The 15,090-nt window shown below is 58.6% G+C and carries 16 protein-coding genes; 13 read left to right on the top strand and 3 right to left on the bottom strand.

Annotation, left to right across the window (positions count from 1 at the left end; genetic code table 11):
* Window positions 1-43: 43 nt before the first annotated feature.
* On the top strand, window positions 44-835 hold the full coding sequence (locus tag M0814_RS05000) for a type II CAAX endopeptidase family protein (protein WP_103484091.1): 792 nt from the start codon (window positions 44-46) through the stop codon (window positions 833-835).
* A 102-nt stretch (window positions 836-937) separates the two neighbouring features.
* On the top strand, window positions 938-2,503 hold the full coding sequence (locus M0814_RS04995) for a PAS domain-containing methyl-accepting chemotaxis protein (RefSeq protein ID WP_003223402.1): 1,566 nt from the start codon (window positions 938-940) through the stop codon (window positions 2,501-2,503).
* Window positions 2,504-3,274: 771 nt separating this feature from the next.
* On the opposite strand, the gene M0814_RS04990 is transcribed toward M0814_RS04995, so the two are convergent.
* A complete protein-coding gene (locus M0814_RS04990) occupies window positions 3,275-3,634 on the bottom strand; it encodes a hypothetical protein (protein WP_103484089.1) in 360 nt (119 codons plus the stop codon).
* Window positions 3,635-4,955: 1,321 nt separating this feature from the next.
* Window positions 4,956-5,636, bottom strand: coding sequence for an alpha/beta family hydrolase (locus tag M0814_RS04985; protein WP_103485057.1), 681 nt, complete (start codon window positions 5,634-5,636; stop codon window positions 4,956-4,958).
* A gap of 93 nt (window positions 5,637-5,729) precedes the next feature.
* On the opposite strand from M0814_RS04985, the gene ccoN (M0814_RS04980) reads away from it, so the two are divergent.
* The 8 genes from ccoN (M0814_RS04980) to ccoP (M0814_RS04945) all read left to right on the top strand — a co-directional run bounded on the left by ccoN (M0814_RS04980) (window position 5,730) and on the right by ccoP (M0814_RS04945) (window position 12,630).
* Window positions 5,730-7,154, top strand: coding sequence for a cytochrome-c oxidase, cbb3-type subunit I (ccoN, locus tag M0814_RS04980; RefSeq protein WP_103368400.1), 1,425 nt, complete (start codon window positions 5,730-5,732; stop codon window positions 7,152-7,154).
* Between the two features lie 10 nt (window positions 7,155-7,164).
* Window positions 7,165-7,773: a cytochrome-c oxidase, cbb3-type subunit II gene (gene ccoO / locus M0814_RS04975; protein ID WP_003223389.1), complete on the top strand. Its 609-nt coding sequence runs from the start codon at window positions 7,165-7,167 to the stop codon at window positions 7,771-7,773.
* Window positions 7,774-7,778: 5 nt separating this feature from the next.
* Window positions 7,779-7,976: a cbb3-type cytochrome c oxidase subunit 3 gene (locus M0814_RS04970; protein ID WP_095138674.1), complete on the top strand. Its 198-nt coding sequence runs from the start codon at window positions 7,779-7,781 to the stop codon at window positions 7,974-7,976.
* The gene (ccoP, locus tag M0814_RS04965) at window positions 7,973-8,926 is read left to right on the top strand and encodes a cytochrome-c oxidase, cbb3-type subunit III (protein WP_003223384.1); all 954 of its coding nucleotides are present in this window, start codon (window positions 7,973-7,975) and stop codon (window positions 8,924-8,926) included. Before M0814_RS04970 ends, ccoP (M0814_RS04965) begins: the two co-directional genes overlap by 4 nt.
* Before the next feature lie 481 nt (window positions 8,927-9,407).
* Window positions 9,408-10,850 carry a cytochrome-c oxidase, cbb3-type subunit I gene (ccoN, locus tag M0814_RS04960; protein ID WP_103485058.1) on the top strand — a complete coding sequence of 481 codons (1,443 nt, stop codon included), beginning with the start codon at window positions 9,408-9,410 and terminating at the stop codon, window positions 10,848-10,850.
* Window positions 10,850-11,458 (top strand): cytochrome-c oxidase, cbb3-type subunit II, encoded by a 609-nt coding sequence (gene ccoO, locus M0814_RS04955; RefSeq protein ID WP_003223378.1) that lies wholly within the window; start codon window positions 10,850-10,852, stop codon window positions 11,456-11,458. Before ccoN (M0814_RS04960) ends, ccoO (M0814_RS04955) begins: the two co-directional genes overlap by 1 nt.
* 6 nt (window positions 11,459-11,464) lie before the next feature.
* Window positions 11,465-11,650, top strand: a complete 186-nt coding sequence (locus M0814_RS04950; protein ID WP_003175465.1) for a CcoQ/FixQ family Cbb3-type cytochrome c oxidase assembly chaperone — start codon at window positions 11,465-11,467, stop codon at window positions 11,648-11,650.
* Window positions 11,647-12,630, top strand: a complete 984-nt coding sequence (ccoP, locus tag M0814_RS04945; RefSeq protein ID WP_103485059.1) for a cytochrome-c oxidase, cbb3-type subunit III — start codon at window positions 11,647-11,649, stop codon at window positions 12,628-12,630. Before M0814_RS04950 ends, ccoP (M0814_RS04945) begins: the two co-directional genes overlap by 4 nt.
* A gap of 55 nt (window positions 12,631-12,685) precedes the next feature.
* Here ccoP (M0814_RS04945) and M0814_RS04940 read toward each other — a convergent pair whose 3' ends face one another.
* Window positions 12,686-13,690, bottom strand: coding sequence for a metallophosphoesterase (locus M0814_RS04940; RefSeq protein WP_103485060.1), 1,005 nt, complete (start codon window positions 13,688-13,690; stop codon window positions 12,686-12,688).
* 252 nt (window positions 13,691-13,942) lie between these two features.
* Here M0814_RS04940 and M0814_RS04935 point away from each other — a divergent pair, with 252 nt between their 5' ends.
* From M0814_RS04935 to M0814_RS04925, 3 genes are all read left to right on the top strand, one after another.
* The gene (locus M0814_RS04935) at window positions 13,943-14,143 is read left to right on the top strand and encodes a hypothetical protein (protein WP_103485061.1); all 201 of its coding nucleotides are present in this window, start codon (window positions 13,943-13,945) and stop codon (window positions 14,141-14,143) included.
* 174 nt (window positions 14,144-14,317) lie between these two features.
* The gene (locus M0814_RS04930) at window positions 14,318-14,572 is read left to right on the top strand and encodes a type II toxin-antitoxin system Phd/YefM family antitoxin (protein WP_177434682.1); all 255 of its coding nucleotides are present in this window, start codon (window positions 14,318-14,320) and stop codon (window positions 14,570-14,572) included.
* The gene (locus M0814_RS04925) at window positions 14,572-14,982 is read left to right on the top strand and encodes a type II toxin-antitoxin system VapC family toxin (protein WP_103485063.1); all 411 of its coding nucleotides are present in this window, start codon (window positions 14,572-14,574) and stop codon (window positions 14,980-14,982) included. Before M0814_RS04930 ends, M0814_RS04925 begins: the two co-directional genes overlap by 1 nt.
* The last annotated feature ends 108 nt before the right edge of the window (window positions 14,983-15,090 follow it).

Here is a 15,090-nt window from a genome sequence, read left to right as displayed (position 1 = left end):
CGTGTAGAAAGCCCTTCCACAAAATTCTGCACAAGGACTTTCGATGAAGGCGTTGCCATGGGTCTATCTGGCGCTTCTCAGCCTCGGTTACGGGTGGGCGCTGAGCATTGGCCACCTCGGCTGGCTCGCGCTGATCTCGGTCGGATTGTTGCTGGTGGCCGGTTTCGCCGTGCGCCAACAGCAGGTGCCGGTGGCACGGTTGCTGGGACACGCGCTGTTTATCTTCCTCGCCCTGTCGCTGGCGCTGCACTGGTTGCCGGGGTTCGACAACGGTCGGGCCATCGCCCGGATGCGCTTCACCGACGACGCCGTGCCTTTCGTGATGTACCTCAATCTGGACAAACCCTTGCTCGGCTTCTGGCTGTTGCTGGCCTGCCCGTGGATCGTCGCGGCACGCTCGCTGCGTCTGACGGTGTTCGCCAGCGTCCTGGGTCTGACGTTGAGCGCCGTAATGGCGCTGGGCGGCGCGCTTCTGTTCGGCATGATCGCCTGGGCGCCGAAGTGGCCCGATCAGGCGTGGCTGTGGCTGCTGAACAATCTGCTGCTGGTGACCCTGGTCGAGGAGGCGCTGTTTCGCGGCTATATACAGGGAGGCCTGAGCCGCCTGTTCAAGCACCTGCCCCACGGCGACAATCTAGCCCTGCTGCTGGCGTCGCTGATCTTCGGCCTGGCACATGCGGGTGCTGGCTGGCACTGGGTGTTGCTCGCGGGTCTGGCGGGTGTCGGCTATGGTCTGGCCTACCGTTTCGGTGGATTAGCGGCAGCGATCGCCACGCATTTCGGGCTGAACCTGCTGCATTTTGCGCTGTTCACCTATCCGATGCTGGTTGCTTGAAGCAAGAGCGGTTTTGCGACGCCGTACTTATATCTGAAAAAAAACTTCAATAATTTCCTGACAGCGCCGACAACCTTTCAAAGCCTTGCGGATTGAAAAACCATGCGTAATAACCAGCCCATTACACAACGCGAACGGACTTTCCCGGCTCAGCAGCGGTTGATTTCCACAACCGACGCCAAAGGCGTGATCACCTACTGCAACGACGCTTTCGTCGAAATCAGCGGGTTTTCGCGTGAAGAGCTGATCCGTGCGCCGCACAACCTGGTTCGTCACCCCGACGTCCCGGCGGCGGTGTTTTCGCACATGTGGGGCACACTGAAACAAGGCTTGCCATGGATGGGCATTGTCAAGAATCGCTGCAAATCCGGTGACCATTACTGGGTCAACGCCTACGTGACACCGGTGTTCGACGGCAATCAGGTGGTCGGTTACGAGTCGGTGCGGATCAAACCCACTGCCGAACAGATCCGCCGTGCCGAAGCGCTCTACCAACGCATCAACCAGGGCAAGTCGGCAATTCCTTCCAGCGACAAATGGCTGCCGGTGCTGCAGGACTGGCTGCCGTTCATTCTGGTCAGCCAACTGAGCTTCGTGATCGGCGCGACCCTGAACTCGCACTGGGGCTTCGCCCTGGCCGCTGGTCTGTCGGTACCGCTGGGCCTGATGGGCCTGCAATGGCAACAACGCGGGCTCAAGCGCCTGCTGCGCCTGGCCGAACAGACCACCTCCGACCCGCTGATCGCACAGATGTATACCGACAGCCGTGGCGCGCAGGCACGTCTGGAGATGTCGATCCTCAGCCAGGAAGCCCGCCTGAAAACCTGCCTGACCCGTCTGCAGGACACCGCCGAGCACCTGACCGATCAGGCCAAACAGTCCGACGCCCTGGCGCACAACAGCTCCAGCGGTCTGGAACGCCAGCGCGTGGAAACCGAACAGGTCGCCACCGCCGTCAACCAGATGGCCGCCACCACCCAGGAAGTCGCCAGCCACGTGCAGCGCACCGCTGACGCCACTCAGGAAGCCAATCGCCTGACCGGTCGCGGCCGCGACATCGCCGGGGAAACCCGCGAAGCCATCCAGCGCCTGTCGGTAGTGGTCGGCGAAACCGGCCTGACCGTCACCCAACTGGCCAAGGACAGCGACGAAATCGGCGGCGTGGTGGATGTGATCAAAGGCATCGCCGACCAGACCAACCTGCTCGCCCTCAACGCCGCCATCGAAGCGGCCCGTGCCGGCGAGATGGGCCGTGGCTTTGCCGTGGTCGCCGACGAAGTGCGCCAACTGGCGCAACGCACCAGCGAATCCACCGGGCAGATCCATGCCCTGATCGCCAAGTTGCAGCAGACTGCGAGCAGCGCCGTGCAAACCATGGAAGCCGGGCATCGCCAGGCCGAAGAAGGTGTGGCGCGGGTACTGGAAGCGGATCAGGCACTGGTCGGCATCAGCGAAGCAGTGGCCAACATCACCGACATGACCACCCAGATTGCGGCGGCGACCGAAGAGCAAAGTGCGGTGGCTGAGGAGATCAGCCGCAACATCAGCAATATTTCGGAACTGGCGGACCAGACCTCGGAACAGGCACATAACTCGGCGTTGTTGAGTGAAGAGCTGACGAAGACGGCGAATACCCAGTATTCGTTGGTGGAGCGGTTCAACCGCTAAAAGCAAAAGATCGCAGCCTTCGGCAGCGCCTACAGGAACATGCATTCCAATGCAGGAGCTGCCGAAGGCTGCGATCTTTTGATCTTCAAAGACCGGAAGGCGAAAGCGTCCGGGTTTTTTGTTGCTGGTCTGAAAGTAATGGTGCTTGGCAGATCGCAATCGCGAGCAGGCTCGCTCCCACAGGGAAATGCATTCCAAATGTGGGAGCGAGCCTGCTCGCGATGAGGCCTTCTCTGCCAACGACGATCTCACTCAGGCAATGCAGACACTGCCTACAACTGCGCCAGAATGCGCCGACTGGTGCTCGGTGCAGCCAAGTTCTATCGTTTGCCGGTCGCTACTCAATCACGCAGATCGGCCAGCATGAATACATACCCCACGCAAAAACCCCACAAACAGAAAGTTCGTGATGAACTGACATTCCTGGATGTTCGGCAAGCCGCGCGTGATGGTCAGAAAGTGTTCGATAAATTTGTGATCACTGGCAGGCTACCCATTACAAAGTAAATCCAAAAAGATCGCAGCCTGCGGCAGATCCTACAAGTAACTGTGTAGGAGCTGCCGCAGGCTGCGATCTTTTGATCGTGAAAACCGGCTAGCGAAAGCTTCCGGTTTTTTATTGCCTATTTGAAATTGATGGCGCTTGGCAGACCGCTTTCGCGAGCAGGCTCGCTCCCACTGTTGAACTGCGGTAATCACAGAGCATGTGCCCGGCTACGATCCTCTGTAGGAGTGAGCCTGCTCGCGATGAGGCCATAACGGCCAGCAAAATTATTGAGGCAACCGCAGCTTATCCAGCAGTCGATTGACCAACAGCTCGTTCAGCATGATCACCTGTTGCAGCGCCAGCAGCGGTTTGCGCTCAGGGCCTTTCACCGAGTTGGCGATATTGCCGGCCATGGCGTTGGCTGATGACAGTGATTCACTGGCTTCGACGAGCAGTGTTTCGTCATCGAGCGTGGGATCGACCATGTAGATGGGGCGGGCCTTGGGTGGGAAGTACTTCGGGATATCGGGGCCAAGGTAAAAGTCGAGTGCGCGGTCGGCGGCTTCTTTTGTCTTTTGGGACTCAAGCTCTGGGTGGTGAGGGGTTGGATCAGTTTTTGGTGGATTGGGCGTGGCTTTGAACATGGATGTAACTCCTATCGCAGATTCCAAGGAGCCATCACCCACGCTACCAAACGATGGGTGGCGGCCATACGCGGGTTGGTAGACCGGCTGCAATAGGAACCCGGCGCTCACGAATGAGCCCCACGCATGACCACCATAAAACCGAGCCTCAAGAAAGAGACTGAATAGGTGTTGCCATACAGCTATTACAGACGGGCTACCAAACCCGATCACTGATTTTCAGTGACAGGGAAACGATATAGCCCGGCCCATAGCCGTGTAAGCCGGCGGATTCTGGCGTACGCGTAGGTAACGGCGCAAGGTGTTGTAGGTCCGGTGGCGTAACGGTTTGTGTGATTTAAACGCGCCTGCAGGATTGCGTTTACCGACAGAAAAATCCGCAAACACCCTGTTTTTTTATGGTGTCTGTCAGACCGTTTTCGCGAGCAGGCTCGCTCCCACATTTGGACCGGGCGCATCAGTAAGGAATTGGTCGGCTGTAATGCCGCCATCGCTGGCAAGCCAGCTCCCACAGGGACTGCATGCAACCTGCAGCACATCGGTCAGGTAATAGACCGCCATCGCGAGCAGGCTCGCTCCCACATTTGGACCGGGCGCATCGGTAAGGAATTGGTCGGTTGTAATGCCACCATCGCTGGCAAGCCAGCTCCCACAATGAATTGAGTACATCTGGTCAGGAATTAGTGGGATGTCAGGGCGCCATCGCGAGCAGGCTCACTCCTACAGTTGGGTCGGGTGCATCAGTAACAGAATGGTCGGGTCGTAGGCCGTCATCTCTGACAGGCCAGCTCCCACAACATCAAGATCAAAAGATCGCAGCCTGCGGCAGCTCCTACAGGGAAGATACGTACAACCCGCACGCGGCGCAGCCGCCCCACTCCAGGATGAGCGCAAGCTCGGCTGTCGCTCTCGATCTTGATCTTGATCTTGATCCACGGGCGACGTCGGAAGGCTGAGTGGAGGGATTGATCCGGGGGTGGGAGCGCAGCGACCGTTTGGCGCAGCCAAACACAGCGAGAGGAGGTGCAGCGAAGCAAACCGGAGGCGCTGCCCCCGGATCGATCCCGGAGCGAAGGGACCCCGAGCCCCAGCGAGCGGGCCGAACGTAGGAGCAAGCGTTTTTTTGCTTACTTTTTTTAGGCGTTTGTAAAAAAAGTGAGTCGCCGTAAGGGCGAAACCCTAGGTGGACTTAACCGCAGCAACGGATATGCACACAGATCGAAAAGTGTGCAACGTTCAAGATCTACCCCCTCACCCCAGCCCTCTCCCCCAAGGGGGCGAGGGGAAAGGGAGCCGATCTTCATGCGGTTCAAAATCTCGATCAGTGCTTGAGAAACGCGGCCACCTTCTGCGCGGCGCTGGCCAAATGCTGCTCATGCGTAAACCCGGAAACCTTGAGCGGCTTCAAATCATGATCCCCCGCTGCCAACCAAAACACTTCAATACTCGGCGATAAGGAATACCGTTCGACAGCGTCCCGATTGCCAAGCGCATCCCGCTCCCCCTGAACAATCAACGTCCGAGTCCGCAAAGCAGCCAAATGCTCAACCCGAGGTTTCTCCGGTTTCCCCACCGCATAAAACGGATAACCCAGACAAACCAACGCATCAGCGCCAAGCTCATCGGCAAGCAAACTCGCCATCCGCCCCCCCATGGATTTGCCGCCAATCGCGAGTGGCCCAGCGACATGAAGTCGCACCAAGCCATAAACCTCACGCCAACATTCCAGCAACTTCGGCGCCGGATTCGGCGGTCGCTTGCTGCCGTCGATACGCCGCTGCGCCATATAAGGAAACTCAAACCGCAACACGTTCACGCCCAATGCAGCAAGGCGCCCAGCCATATCCGCCATCCACTCACTGTCCATCGGCGCCCCCGCCCCATGCGCCAGGATCAGAGTCGCCGAAGCCTCGCCAACAGCGGCATCCCATAACCACCCATGATCCCGCACGCACTGCGCCCATTGATCCCCGTCAATACTGGCCTTGTGCTGTTTGTCCATGCTTGCCTCGCTTTTAGTCTGCCTATAACTCCAGACGAAGGATTCGCGGCGTCTTGCGCGCGCTCACTTCGGCTGAACCGTGGATGGGGAACCATGAACACTTCTATCAGTACCGCCTACAACTACAAGGTGGTCCGCCAATTCGCCATTATGACGGTGGTGTGGGGCATCGTCGGCATGGGGCTCGGGGTTTTTCTCGCGGCCCAATTGGTCTGGCCCGAACTCAACTTCAATTTGCCCTGGACCAGTTTCGGCCGTCTGCGCCCGCTGCACACCAACGCGGTGATCTTCGCCTTCGGTGGCTGTGCCTTGTTCGCCAGTTCGTTCTACTCGGTACAACGCACCTGCCAGACGCAATTGTTCGCGCCGAAAATCGCCGCGTTCTGCTTCTGGGGCTGGCAGCTTGTGATTCTATTGGCAGCGATCAGCCTGCCACTGGGTTACACCAGTTCCAAGGAATACGCCGAGCTGGAATGGCCGATCGACATCCTGATCACCATCGTCTGGGTCGCCTACGCCATCGTGTTCTTCGGCACGATCATGCAGCGCAAGACCAAGCACATCTACGTCGGCAACTGGTTCTTCGGCGCGTTCATCATCACCGTGGCGATACTGCACATCGTCAACAACCTCGAGTTGCCGGTGAGCCTGACCAAGTCCTACTCGGTGTACGCCGGTGCGACCGACGCGATGGTGCAATGGTGGTACGGCCACAACGCCGTAGGCTTTTTCCTCACCGCCGGTTTCCTCGGGATGATGTACTACTTCGTGCCGAAACAGGCCGAACGTCCGGTGTATTCGTATCGCCTGTCGATCGTGCACTTCTGGGCGCTGATCACTCTGTACATCTGGGCCGGCCCGCACCACCTGCACTACACCGCGCTGCCGGACTGGGCGCAGTCGCTGGGCATGGTGATGTCGCTGATTTTGCTGGCACCGAGCTGGGGCGGCATGATCAACGGCATGATGACCCTCTCGGGCGCGTGGCATAAGTTGCGCAGCGACCCGATCCTGCGCTTCCTTGTGGTGTCGCTGGCGTTCTACGGCATGTCGACCTTCGAAGGGCCGATGATGGCGATCAAGACCGTCAACGCCCTCTCCCACTACACCGACTGGACCATCGGCCACGTACACGCCGGCGCGCTCGGCTGGGTGGCGATGATTTCCATTGGGGCGCTGTACCACATGATCCCGAAAGTCTTCGGCAAAGAGCAGATGCACAGCATCGGCCTGATCAACGCGCACTTCTGGCTCGCGACCATCGGCACCGTGCTGTACATCGCCTCGATGTGGGTCAACGGCATCGCCCAGGGCCTGATGTGGCGCGCAGTCAACGAGGACGGCACGCTGACTTACTCCTTCGTCGAAACCCTGGTGGCCAGCCACCCAGGCTTCATCGTGCGTCTGGTGGGTGGGGCGATCTTCCTCAGCGGCATGTTGCTGATGGCTTACAACACCTGGCGCACCGTGCGGGCCTCGCAGCCTGCTGACGTCGTTGCTGCCGCGCAGATGGCCTGAGGAGTCCGCAATGAAACACGAAACGATTGAAAAGAACGTCGGCCTGCTGATGCTGCTGATGGTGTTCGCCGTGAGCATCGGCGGCCTGACCCAGATCGTCCCGCTGTTCTTCCAGGACGTCACCAACAAACCGGTGGAAGGCATGAAGCCCTACACCGCGCTGCAACTGGAAGGCCGCGACATCTATATCCGCGAAGGCTGCGTCGGTTGCCACTCGCAGATGATCCGGCCGTTCCGCGCCGAAACCGAACGCTACGGGCACTACTCGGTGGCCGGTGAGAGCGTGTGGGATCACCCGTTCCTCTGGGGCTCGAAACGTACCGGGCCGGATCTGGCCCGGGTCGGCGCGCGTTACTCGGATGACTGGCACCGCGCGCACTTGTACAACCCGCGCAACGTCGTGCCCGAGTCGAAGATGCCGGCCTACCCGTGGCTGGTGACGCAAGCGGTCGACAGCAGCCACACCGAAACCAAGCTCAAGACCATGCGCACCCTCGGCGTGCCGTACACCGACGATGACATCAGCGGCGCGGTCGCCAGCCTCAAGGGCAAGACCGAAATGGACGCCCTCGTCTCCTACCTGCAAGTGCTCGGCACTGCGATCAAGAGCAAGAGGTGAGCACGATGATCATTGAAATGAGTGCAGGGCTGATTCGCGGCCTCGGCACCGTCGTGGTGTTCGTCGCCTTCGTCGGCCTGACGATCTGGGTGTTCAACCGCAAGCGCACCCCGGAGTTTGCCGAAGCGCGCCTGCTGCCGTTCGCCGACGAGCCGCAACCCGACACCCAACCAGTATCTGAACCAAGGAGTACCCGGCCATGACCACCTTCTGGAGTACGTGGATCTGCGTACTGACCATCGGCAGCCTGATCGGCCTGACCTGGCTGCTGATCGGCACGCGTCGGGGCGAGACCAAGGGCAGCGTCGACCAGACCATGGGCCACAGCTTCGACGGCATCGAGGAGTACGACAACCCGCTGCCGCAGTGGTGGTTCATGCTGTTCGCCGGCACGCTGGTGTTCTCCGTGGGCTATCTGATCCTGTATCCGGGCCTGGGCAACTGGAAAGGCATCCTGCCCGGCTACGAGGACGGCTGGACCGGCGTCCACGAGTGGGAAAAGGAAATGAGCAAGGCCGACGCCAAATTCGGGCCGATCTTCGCCAAATTCGCCGCCATGCCGGTGGAAGAAGTGGCGAAGGATCCGCAGGCGCTGAAAATGGGTGGCCGGCTGTTCGCTTCCAACTGCTCGGTGTGTCACGGTTCCGACGCAAAGGGCGCTTTCGGCTTCCCTAACCTGGCCGACAGCGATTGGCGCTGGGGCGGCGATGCCGAGACCATCAAGACCACCATCATGGGTGGCCGGATGGCGGCAATGCCAGCCTGGGGCGACGTGCTGGGAGAAGCCGGGGTGAAGAACGTCGCGGCGTATGTGCGTCACGAACTGGCCGGCCTGCCACTGCCCGCCGACAGCAAGGCTGACCTGCAAGCCGGACAGCAAGCGTTCAGCACCACCTGCGTAGCCTGTCATGGGGCAACCGGCCACGGCACTGAAGCCATGGGTGCGCCGAATCTGACGCACCCGGCCGGATTTATTTATGGCACGAGTCTGACGCAGCTTGAGCAGACCATCCGCCACGGTCGCCAAGGCCACATGCCGGCACAGAACGAACTGTTGGGCAACGATAAAGTGCAACTGCTCGCCGCTTATGTGTACAGCCTTAGCCATGGATTGAATACAGAAAAACTGATTACTGAAGACAACAAGCAATAAGCATTGCGTACATATCTGCCGCACCGTTCTCGGTGCGGCAGCATCCCGCCCCTTTGCGACGCATTGTCGCACCCCATCACAGCCTCTCCTTTCGAATCCTCCGATTCGGGTCTACGCTTGCTCGATGCGGACTGGCCCGTGCCGGTTCCAGGTCGACCTTGAGCGATGTGTTCGACAAATCGCCTGACTGACAGGGCGCAAAGCCCGGTAGATACCGGCTGTCGCGTCGATGACCGTCCGTCACCCGATCAGCGCGTTCGAACACACCCCGTTACAACTGACCTGAACCCCTCGCTTTTTTCGTCCGCTGCGACATTTTGTCCGAGGCCAATTTTGTCCTTACGCGGCGTATGGAAAGGCCGCAGAATCAGCGTTGGAAAGCATTGACCCAGGTCATGGCGCGTTGCAATGACCCCCTGCTCTCTGCATACTTGCGGCCGATTTTAATCCTAATAAAACACCCAAACCGTGGAACCTTAGAATGAGCACAGCAATCAGTCCGACTGCTTATAACTATAAGGTAGTCCGCCAGTTCGCCATCATGACGGTGGTCTGGGGGATCCTTGGCATGGGGCTCGGTGTCTTCATCGCCTCGCAACTGGTCTGGCCGGAGTTGAACTTCGGTCTGCCGTGGACGAGCTTTGGACGCCTGCGCCCGTTGCACACAAACCTGGTGATTTTCGCCTTCGGTGGTTGTGCACTGTTTGCCACTTCCTACTATGTCGTGCAGCGAACCTGCCAGACGCGACTGATCTCCGACAGCCTCGCCGCCTTCACCTTCTGGGGCTGGCAAGCGGTGATCGTCGGCGCAATCATTACCTTGCCGCTGGGTTACACCACCACCAAGGAATATGCAGAGCTGGAATGGCCGCTCGCCATTCTGCTGGCCATTGTCTGGGTCTCCTACGGGCTGGTGTTCTTCGGCACCATCACCAAGCGCAAGACCAAGCACATCTATGTCGGTAACTGGTTCTACGGCGCGTTCATCGTCGTGACCGCGATGCTGCACATCGTCAACCACGCGTCCCTGCCGGTCAGCTTCTTCAAGTCCTACTCGGCCTATGCCGGTGCGACCGACGCGATGATCCAGTGGTGGTACGGCCACAACGCCGTGGGCTTCTTCCTGACCACCGGCTTCCTCGGGATGATGTACTACTTCGTGCCGAAACAGGCCGAACGTCCGATCTACTCCTATCGCCTGTCGATCGTGCACTTCTGGGCGCTGATCACCCTGTACATCTGGGCCGGCCCGCACCACCTGCACTACACCGCACTGCCGGATTGGGCACAATCGCTGGGCATGGCGATGTCGATCATCCTCCTGGCGCCAAGCTGGGGCGGCATGATCAACGGCATGATGACCCTCTCGGGCGCCTGGCATAAGCTGCGCACCGACCCGATCCTGCGTTTCCTCGTGGTGTCGCTGGCGTTCTACGGCATGTCGACCTTCGAAGGTCCGATGATGGCGATCAAGACCGTCAACTCGCTCTCGCACTACACCGACTGGACCATCGGCCATGTACACGCCGGCGCTTTGGGCTGGGTGGCGATGATTTCGATCGGCGCGATCTACCACATGATCCCGAAACTGTTCGGTCGTACGCAGATGCACAGCGTCGGCCTGATCAACGCGCACTTCTGGCTCGCGACCATCGGTACCGTGCTGTACATCGCCTCGATGTGGGTCAACGGCATCACTCAGGGTCTGATGTGGCGTGCAATCAACGATGACGGCACCCTCACCTACTCGTTCGTCGAAGCGCTGCAGGCCAGCCACCCGGGCTACATCGTCCGTGCCCTGGGCGGTGCATTCTTCGCCAGCGGCATGTTGTTGATGGCTTACAACGTCTGGCGCACCGTGCGCGCCTCGAACCCGGCTGAAGCCGAAGCCGCTGCCCAGATCGCTGTCGTTGGAGCTCACTGATGAAGCATGAAGCTGTCGAGAAGAATATTGGCCTGCTGGCCTTCTTCATGGTCATCGCCGTCAGCATTGGCGGCCTGACCCAGATTGTTCCGCTGTTCTTCCAGGACGTCACCAACAAGCCGGTCGAAGGCATGAAGCCGCGTTCGGCGCTGGAACTGGAAGGCCGCGACGTCTACATCGCCAACGGTTGTGTCGGCTGCCACTCGCAGATGATCCGTCCGTTCCGCGCTGAAACCGAACGCTACGGCCACTACTCGGTCGCCGGTGAAAGCGTCTGGGACCACCCGTTCCTGTGGGGTTCCAAGCGTACCGGCCCGGATCTGGCTCGTGTCGGCGGTCGTTACTCCGATGACTGGCACCGTGCGCACCTGTACAACCCGCGCAACGTGGTACCTGAGTCGAAAATGCCGGCTTACCCGTTCCTCGTGGAAAACAAGCTCGACGGCAAAGACACGGCCAAGAAAATGGAAGTGTTGCGCACGCTCGGCGTCCCTTACACCGACGAAGACATCGCTGGTGCAAAAGATGCCGTGAAGGGCAAAACCGAAATGGACGCGCTGGTGGCCTACCTTCAGGGCCTGGGCACCATCATCAAAAGCAAACGGTGATTCTTAATGGATATCGGGATGATTCGAGGCCTGGGCACCGTTGTCGTGATGGTGGCCTTCATCGGTTTGGCGTTGTGGGTGTTCAGCCCCAAGCGCAAGTCGGAGTTTGAAGACGCAACCTTGCTGCCTTTTGCGGATGATCCCGAAGCCATCAAGCACGTCGAGCAAGCTTCTAGGAGTAACAAAGAATGACTACATTCTGGAGTCTGTACGTCACAGTCCTCAGTCTCGGTACGATCTTCGCCCTGACCTGGCTGCTGCTGTCGACCCGCAAGGGCCAGCGCAGCGAACAGACGGACGAAACGGTCGGCCACTCCTTCGACGGGATCGAGGAGTACGACAACCCACTGCCGAAATGGTGGTTCATGCTGTTCGTGGGCACCATAGTGTTTGCCCTGGGTTATCTGGTGCTGTACCCGGGCCTGGGCAACTGGAAAGGTCTGCTGCCGGGTTACAACTACCTCGATAACGACAAGCAGACCGCGTTCGCCAACGGCAAGACCGGCTGGACCGGCGTGCACGAATGGGAAAAGGAAATGGCCCGCTCGGACGCCAAGTTCGGTCCGATCTTCGCCAAGTTCGCGGCGATGCCGATCGAAGAAGTTGCCAAGGATCCGCAAGCCTTGAAGATGGGTGGCCGTCTGTTCGCCTCCAACTGCTCGGTGTGCCACGGTTCCGACGCCAAGGGCGCCTATGGCTTCCCGAACCTGACCGACGCCGACTGGCGCTGGGGCGGCGAGCCGGAAACCATCAAGACCACCATCATGGGCGGTCGTCACGCAGTGATGCCGGCCTGGGCCGAAGTGATTGGCGAACAAGGCGTAGCCGACGTCGCAGCCTTCGTGGTGACTCAACTTGATGGCCGCAAACTGCCGGAAGGCACCAAGGCTGACCCGGTCAACGGCCAGAAACTCTTCGCCGCCAACTGCGTGGCCTGCCACGGTCCTGAAGGAAAAGGCACCCCGGCGATGGGCGCGCCTAACCTGACCCACCCGGCCGCGTTCATCTACGGCTCGAGCTTCGCGCAACTGCAGCAGACCATCCGTTACGGCCGTCAGGGCCAGATGCCTGCGCAGGAACAACTGCAAGGTAACGACAAGGTGCACCTGCTGGCGGCTTACGTTTACAGCCTGTCCCACGGTGAAAAAGCGCCGGAAGCCGAGGCGCAGTAAAGCCAGGGCTTGATGCAATGAAGAATCCCCCGCCAGTGCTCTGGCGGGGGATTTTTTATGGGGCACTGGCCCAGATCGACTTCACCGGCACGGTGGCCACCGGTGTACGTTTGCGCCACTGATTGTCCTCGACCAGACTTACCTCCAGTTGCTTGCGATCCTTGGAAAAAGTGGCGGTCAGGTACGTCTGCTGAGAAGCTGAACCGCTGAGAAACATCGGCACGCTCCCCATATAGGTCTGGCTACCACCCTCGTCGTGGAAGTGGCCGGCGAACATCGCCGTCACCTGATACTTTTCGATCATGTCGCGAAAGCGCTTCTGCTGATCCCAACTGCCTTTCCATTCATAGGGTTTGTGCATGTTGATAATGATCGCGTAGCCCTGCGCTCGCGCTATTCGCAAATCATTCTCCAGCCAGTCCAGCGACGCCCTGATGTCGAATGTGGTCGGATTCAACGCGTGAGAAATCTTCACCGCATAAGTCGGCTCATTGTTCAACTGCACCAGATGCACTTCACCGATATTCTTTGAATAAGCCAGACTACCCAGATAGTGCTTGTTCAGAAAACTGCCGCTCACTTCCAGATCGAACTGGTCGACTTTATCGACATGATGATCACGGTAATCAACAATACTGCCCGCGGCGCAGTTCTCACTGAAACAGTCATTCACATTGTTCTGATAATCATGATTACCCAATCCGTAGAGCACGTGATCGCCAAAGTATTTCTTCAGCATCGATCCGACATAAGAACGCTGCCAGCCATGGCCGAACGCGGTCATGTCACCATTGATCATCAATGGTACTGCAGCCTGCCCGCCCATCTCGTTGCGGAACTGGGCAATACTCGCGAACTGGGTTTCCACCAGCCATTTCGCGCGCTTTTCGAAATCCGCGCTCGATTCATCTTCACCACTGTCCGATTTTTCCGTCCACGGGTATTGCGGATCCGAGGCGAATACCATGTGTTGCGGCGCACTTTCGTTGGCACTGGCCAAAGAAGTCAGTGACAACAGGCACAAACACGCGAAAAGCTTTTTAACTTCCTTGATTTTCATAACACTCCAATATTTAGTTAACCATCAAAACATGAACCTGCAACTAATACGTTGCAGAACAGCCGCAAAGCTATTCGAAAACAATAAAAAATTAAAAGCCTTCAATTAACTAATGATATTTCCGCAACATTGGTAAAGTCATTGAAATTAATACTTTGAGACACTTGCCTGATGGACTCGATCAACAATGCTCTGTAGGGTCTTCCACAGCCCGATGATCCGCATCGGAGCAACTTCAAGGATGAAGCCACTATGCTGAATGACGACAAGAACCGTCTCTCGGATGATCAGAACCTCGCTGATAACAATCACGCAATCGAAGCATCAGATCACCCCGCGGAATCGATTGCCGTGACACTGGGCAATCCGTTGCAACCCGAATCCCGCCACACCACAAAACCCCACAGAAATACCGGCAGCCTCGACAGTCTGGGCGGCGGCAGGCTTCCCTGAGTCTTGAAGCCAGGTCTGAATAAACCCGAGCCGGTCTCCACCTTTGGCGAGGCCGGCTCGACTGACGCCAGCCAGGGACCGACCAACGGACGGCTGAGCCCGGTCCTCCTCGATTGCCGCACCGAAGGCGAAGTAGTAACGTTGCTACACCTGTATTGCGAGAGGTCTACCATGATGGCAATCACCACCATCTCAAGCCGTGAATTCAATCAGGACACCAGCGGCGCCAAAAAGGCTGCACGTCTGGGTCCAGTGATCATCACCGACCGTGGCAAGGCCTCTCACGTACTGTTGAGCATTGAGGAATTTCAGAAACTGAGCGGTGCACACGCCAGCATTGTCGACTTGCTGGTCATGCCGGAGGCTGCCGACATCGATTTCGAAACCGAGCGCGCAGTCATCATTCATCGTCCTGTGGATCTGTCCTGATGTATTTACTCGACACCAATGTGATTTCCGAACTTCGCAAGCCGCAAGCCGATGCCAATGTCGTCAGTTGGGCCAAAAGCGTCACCGCACCGCGCCTGTACATCTCGGCCATTACCTTGAAAGAACTGGAAACCGGGGTACTACGAATGGAACGGCGTGATCCTGCTCAAGGAAAGCTGTTGCGCAGCTGGCTGACGCGTCACGTCATGCCGGCCTTCGAAGCACGAATCCTGCCGGTCGATGCTGCGGTTGCACTACGCTGCGCCAGCCTGCATGTGCCCGACCAGACCAATGAAAGCGATGCATTGATCGCCGCCACTGCCCTGGTGCACGGGCTCACGGTGGTCACTCGTAACGTCGGCGATTTCCAGTCGAGCGGTGTCGCCCTGATCAATCCATGGGAACAATGAGCGAGCGACAGCGCGAAAACTGTCCATACTCATCAAGTCAATTGATCTGCATCAGGCTTTGCTGCATTCGCTACACCAATAACGCTTTTTTCCCAACGCGACCAAAGG

The sequence above is a fragment of the Pseudomonas sp. MWU12-2020 genome (assembly GCF_023100605.1).
GTDB lineage: Bacteria > Pseudomonadota > Gammaproteobacteria > Pseudomonadales > Pseudomonadaceae > Aquipseudomonas > Aquipseudomonas fluorescens_H.
This window is presented reverse-complemented; position numbering and strand designations above follow the sequence as displayed.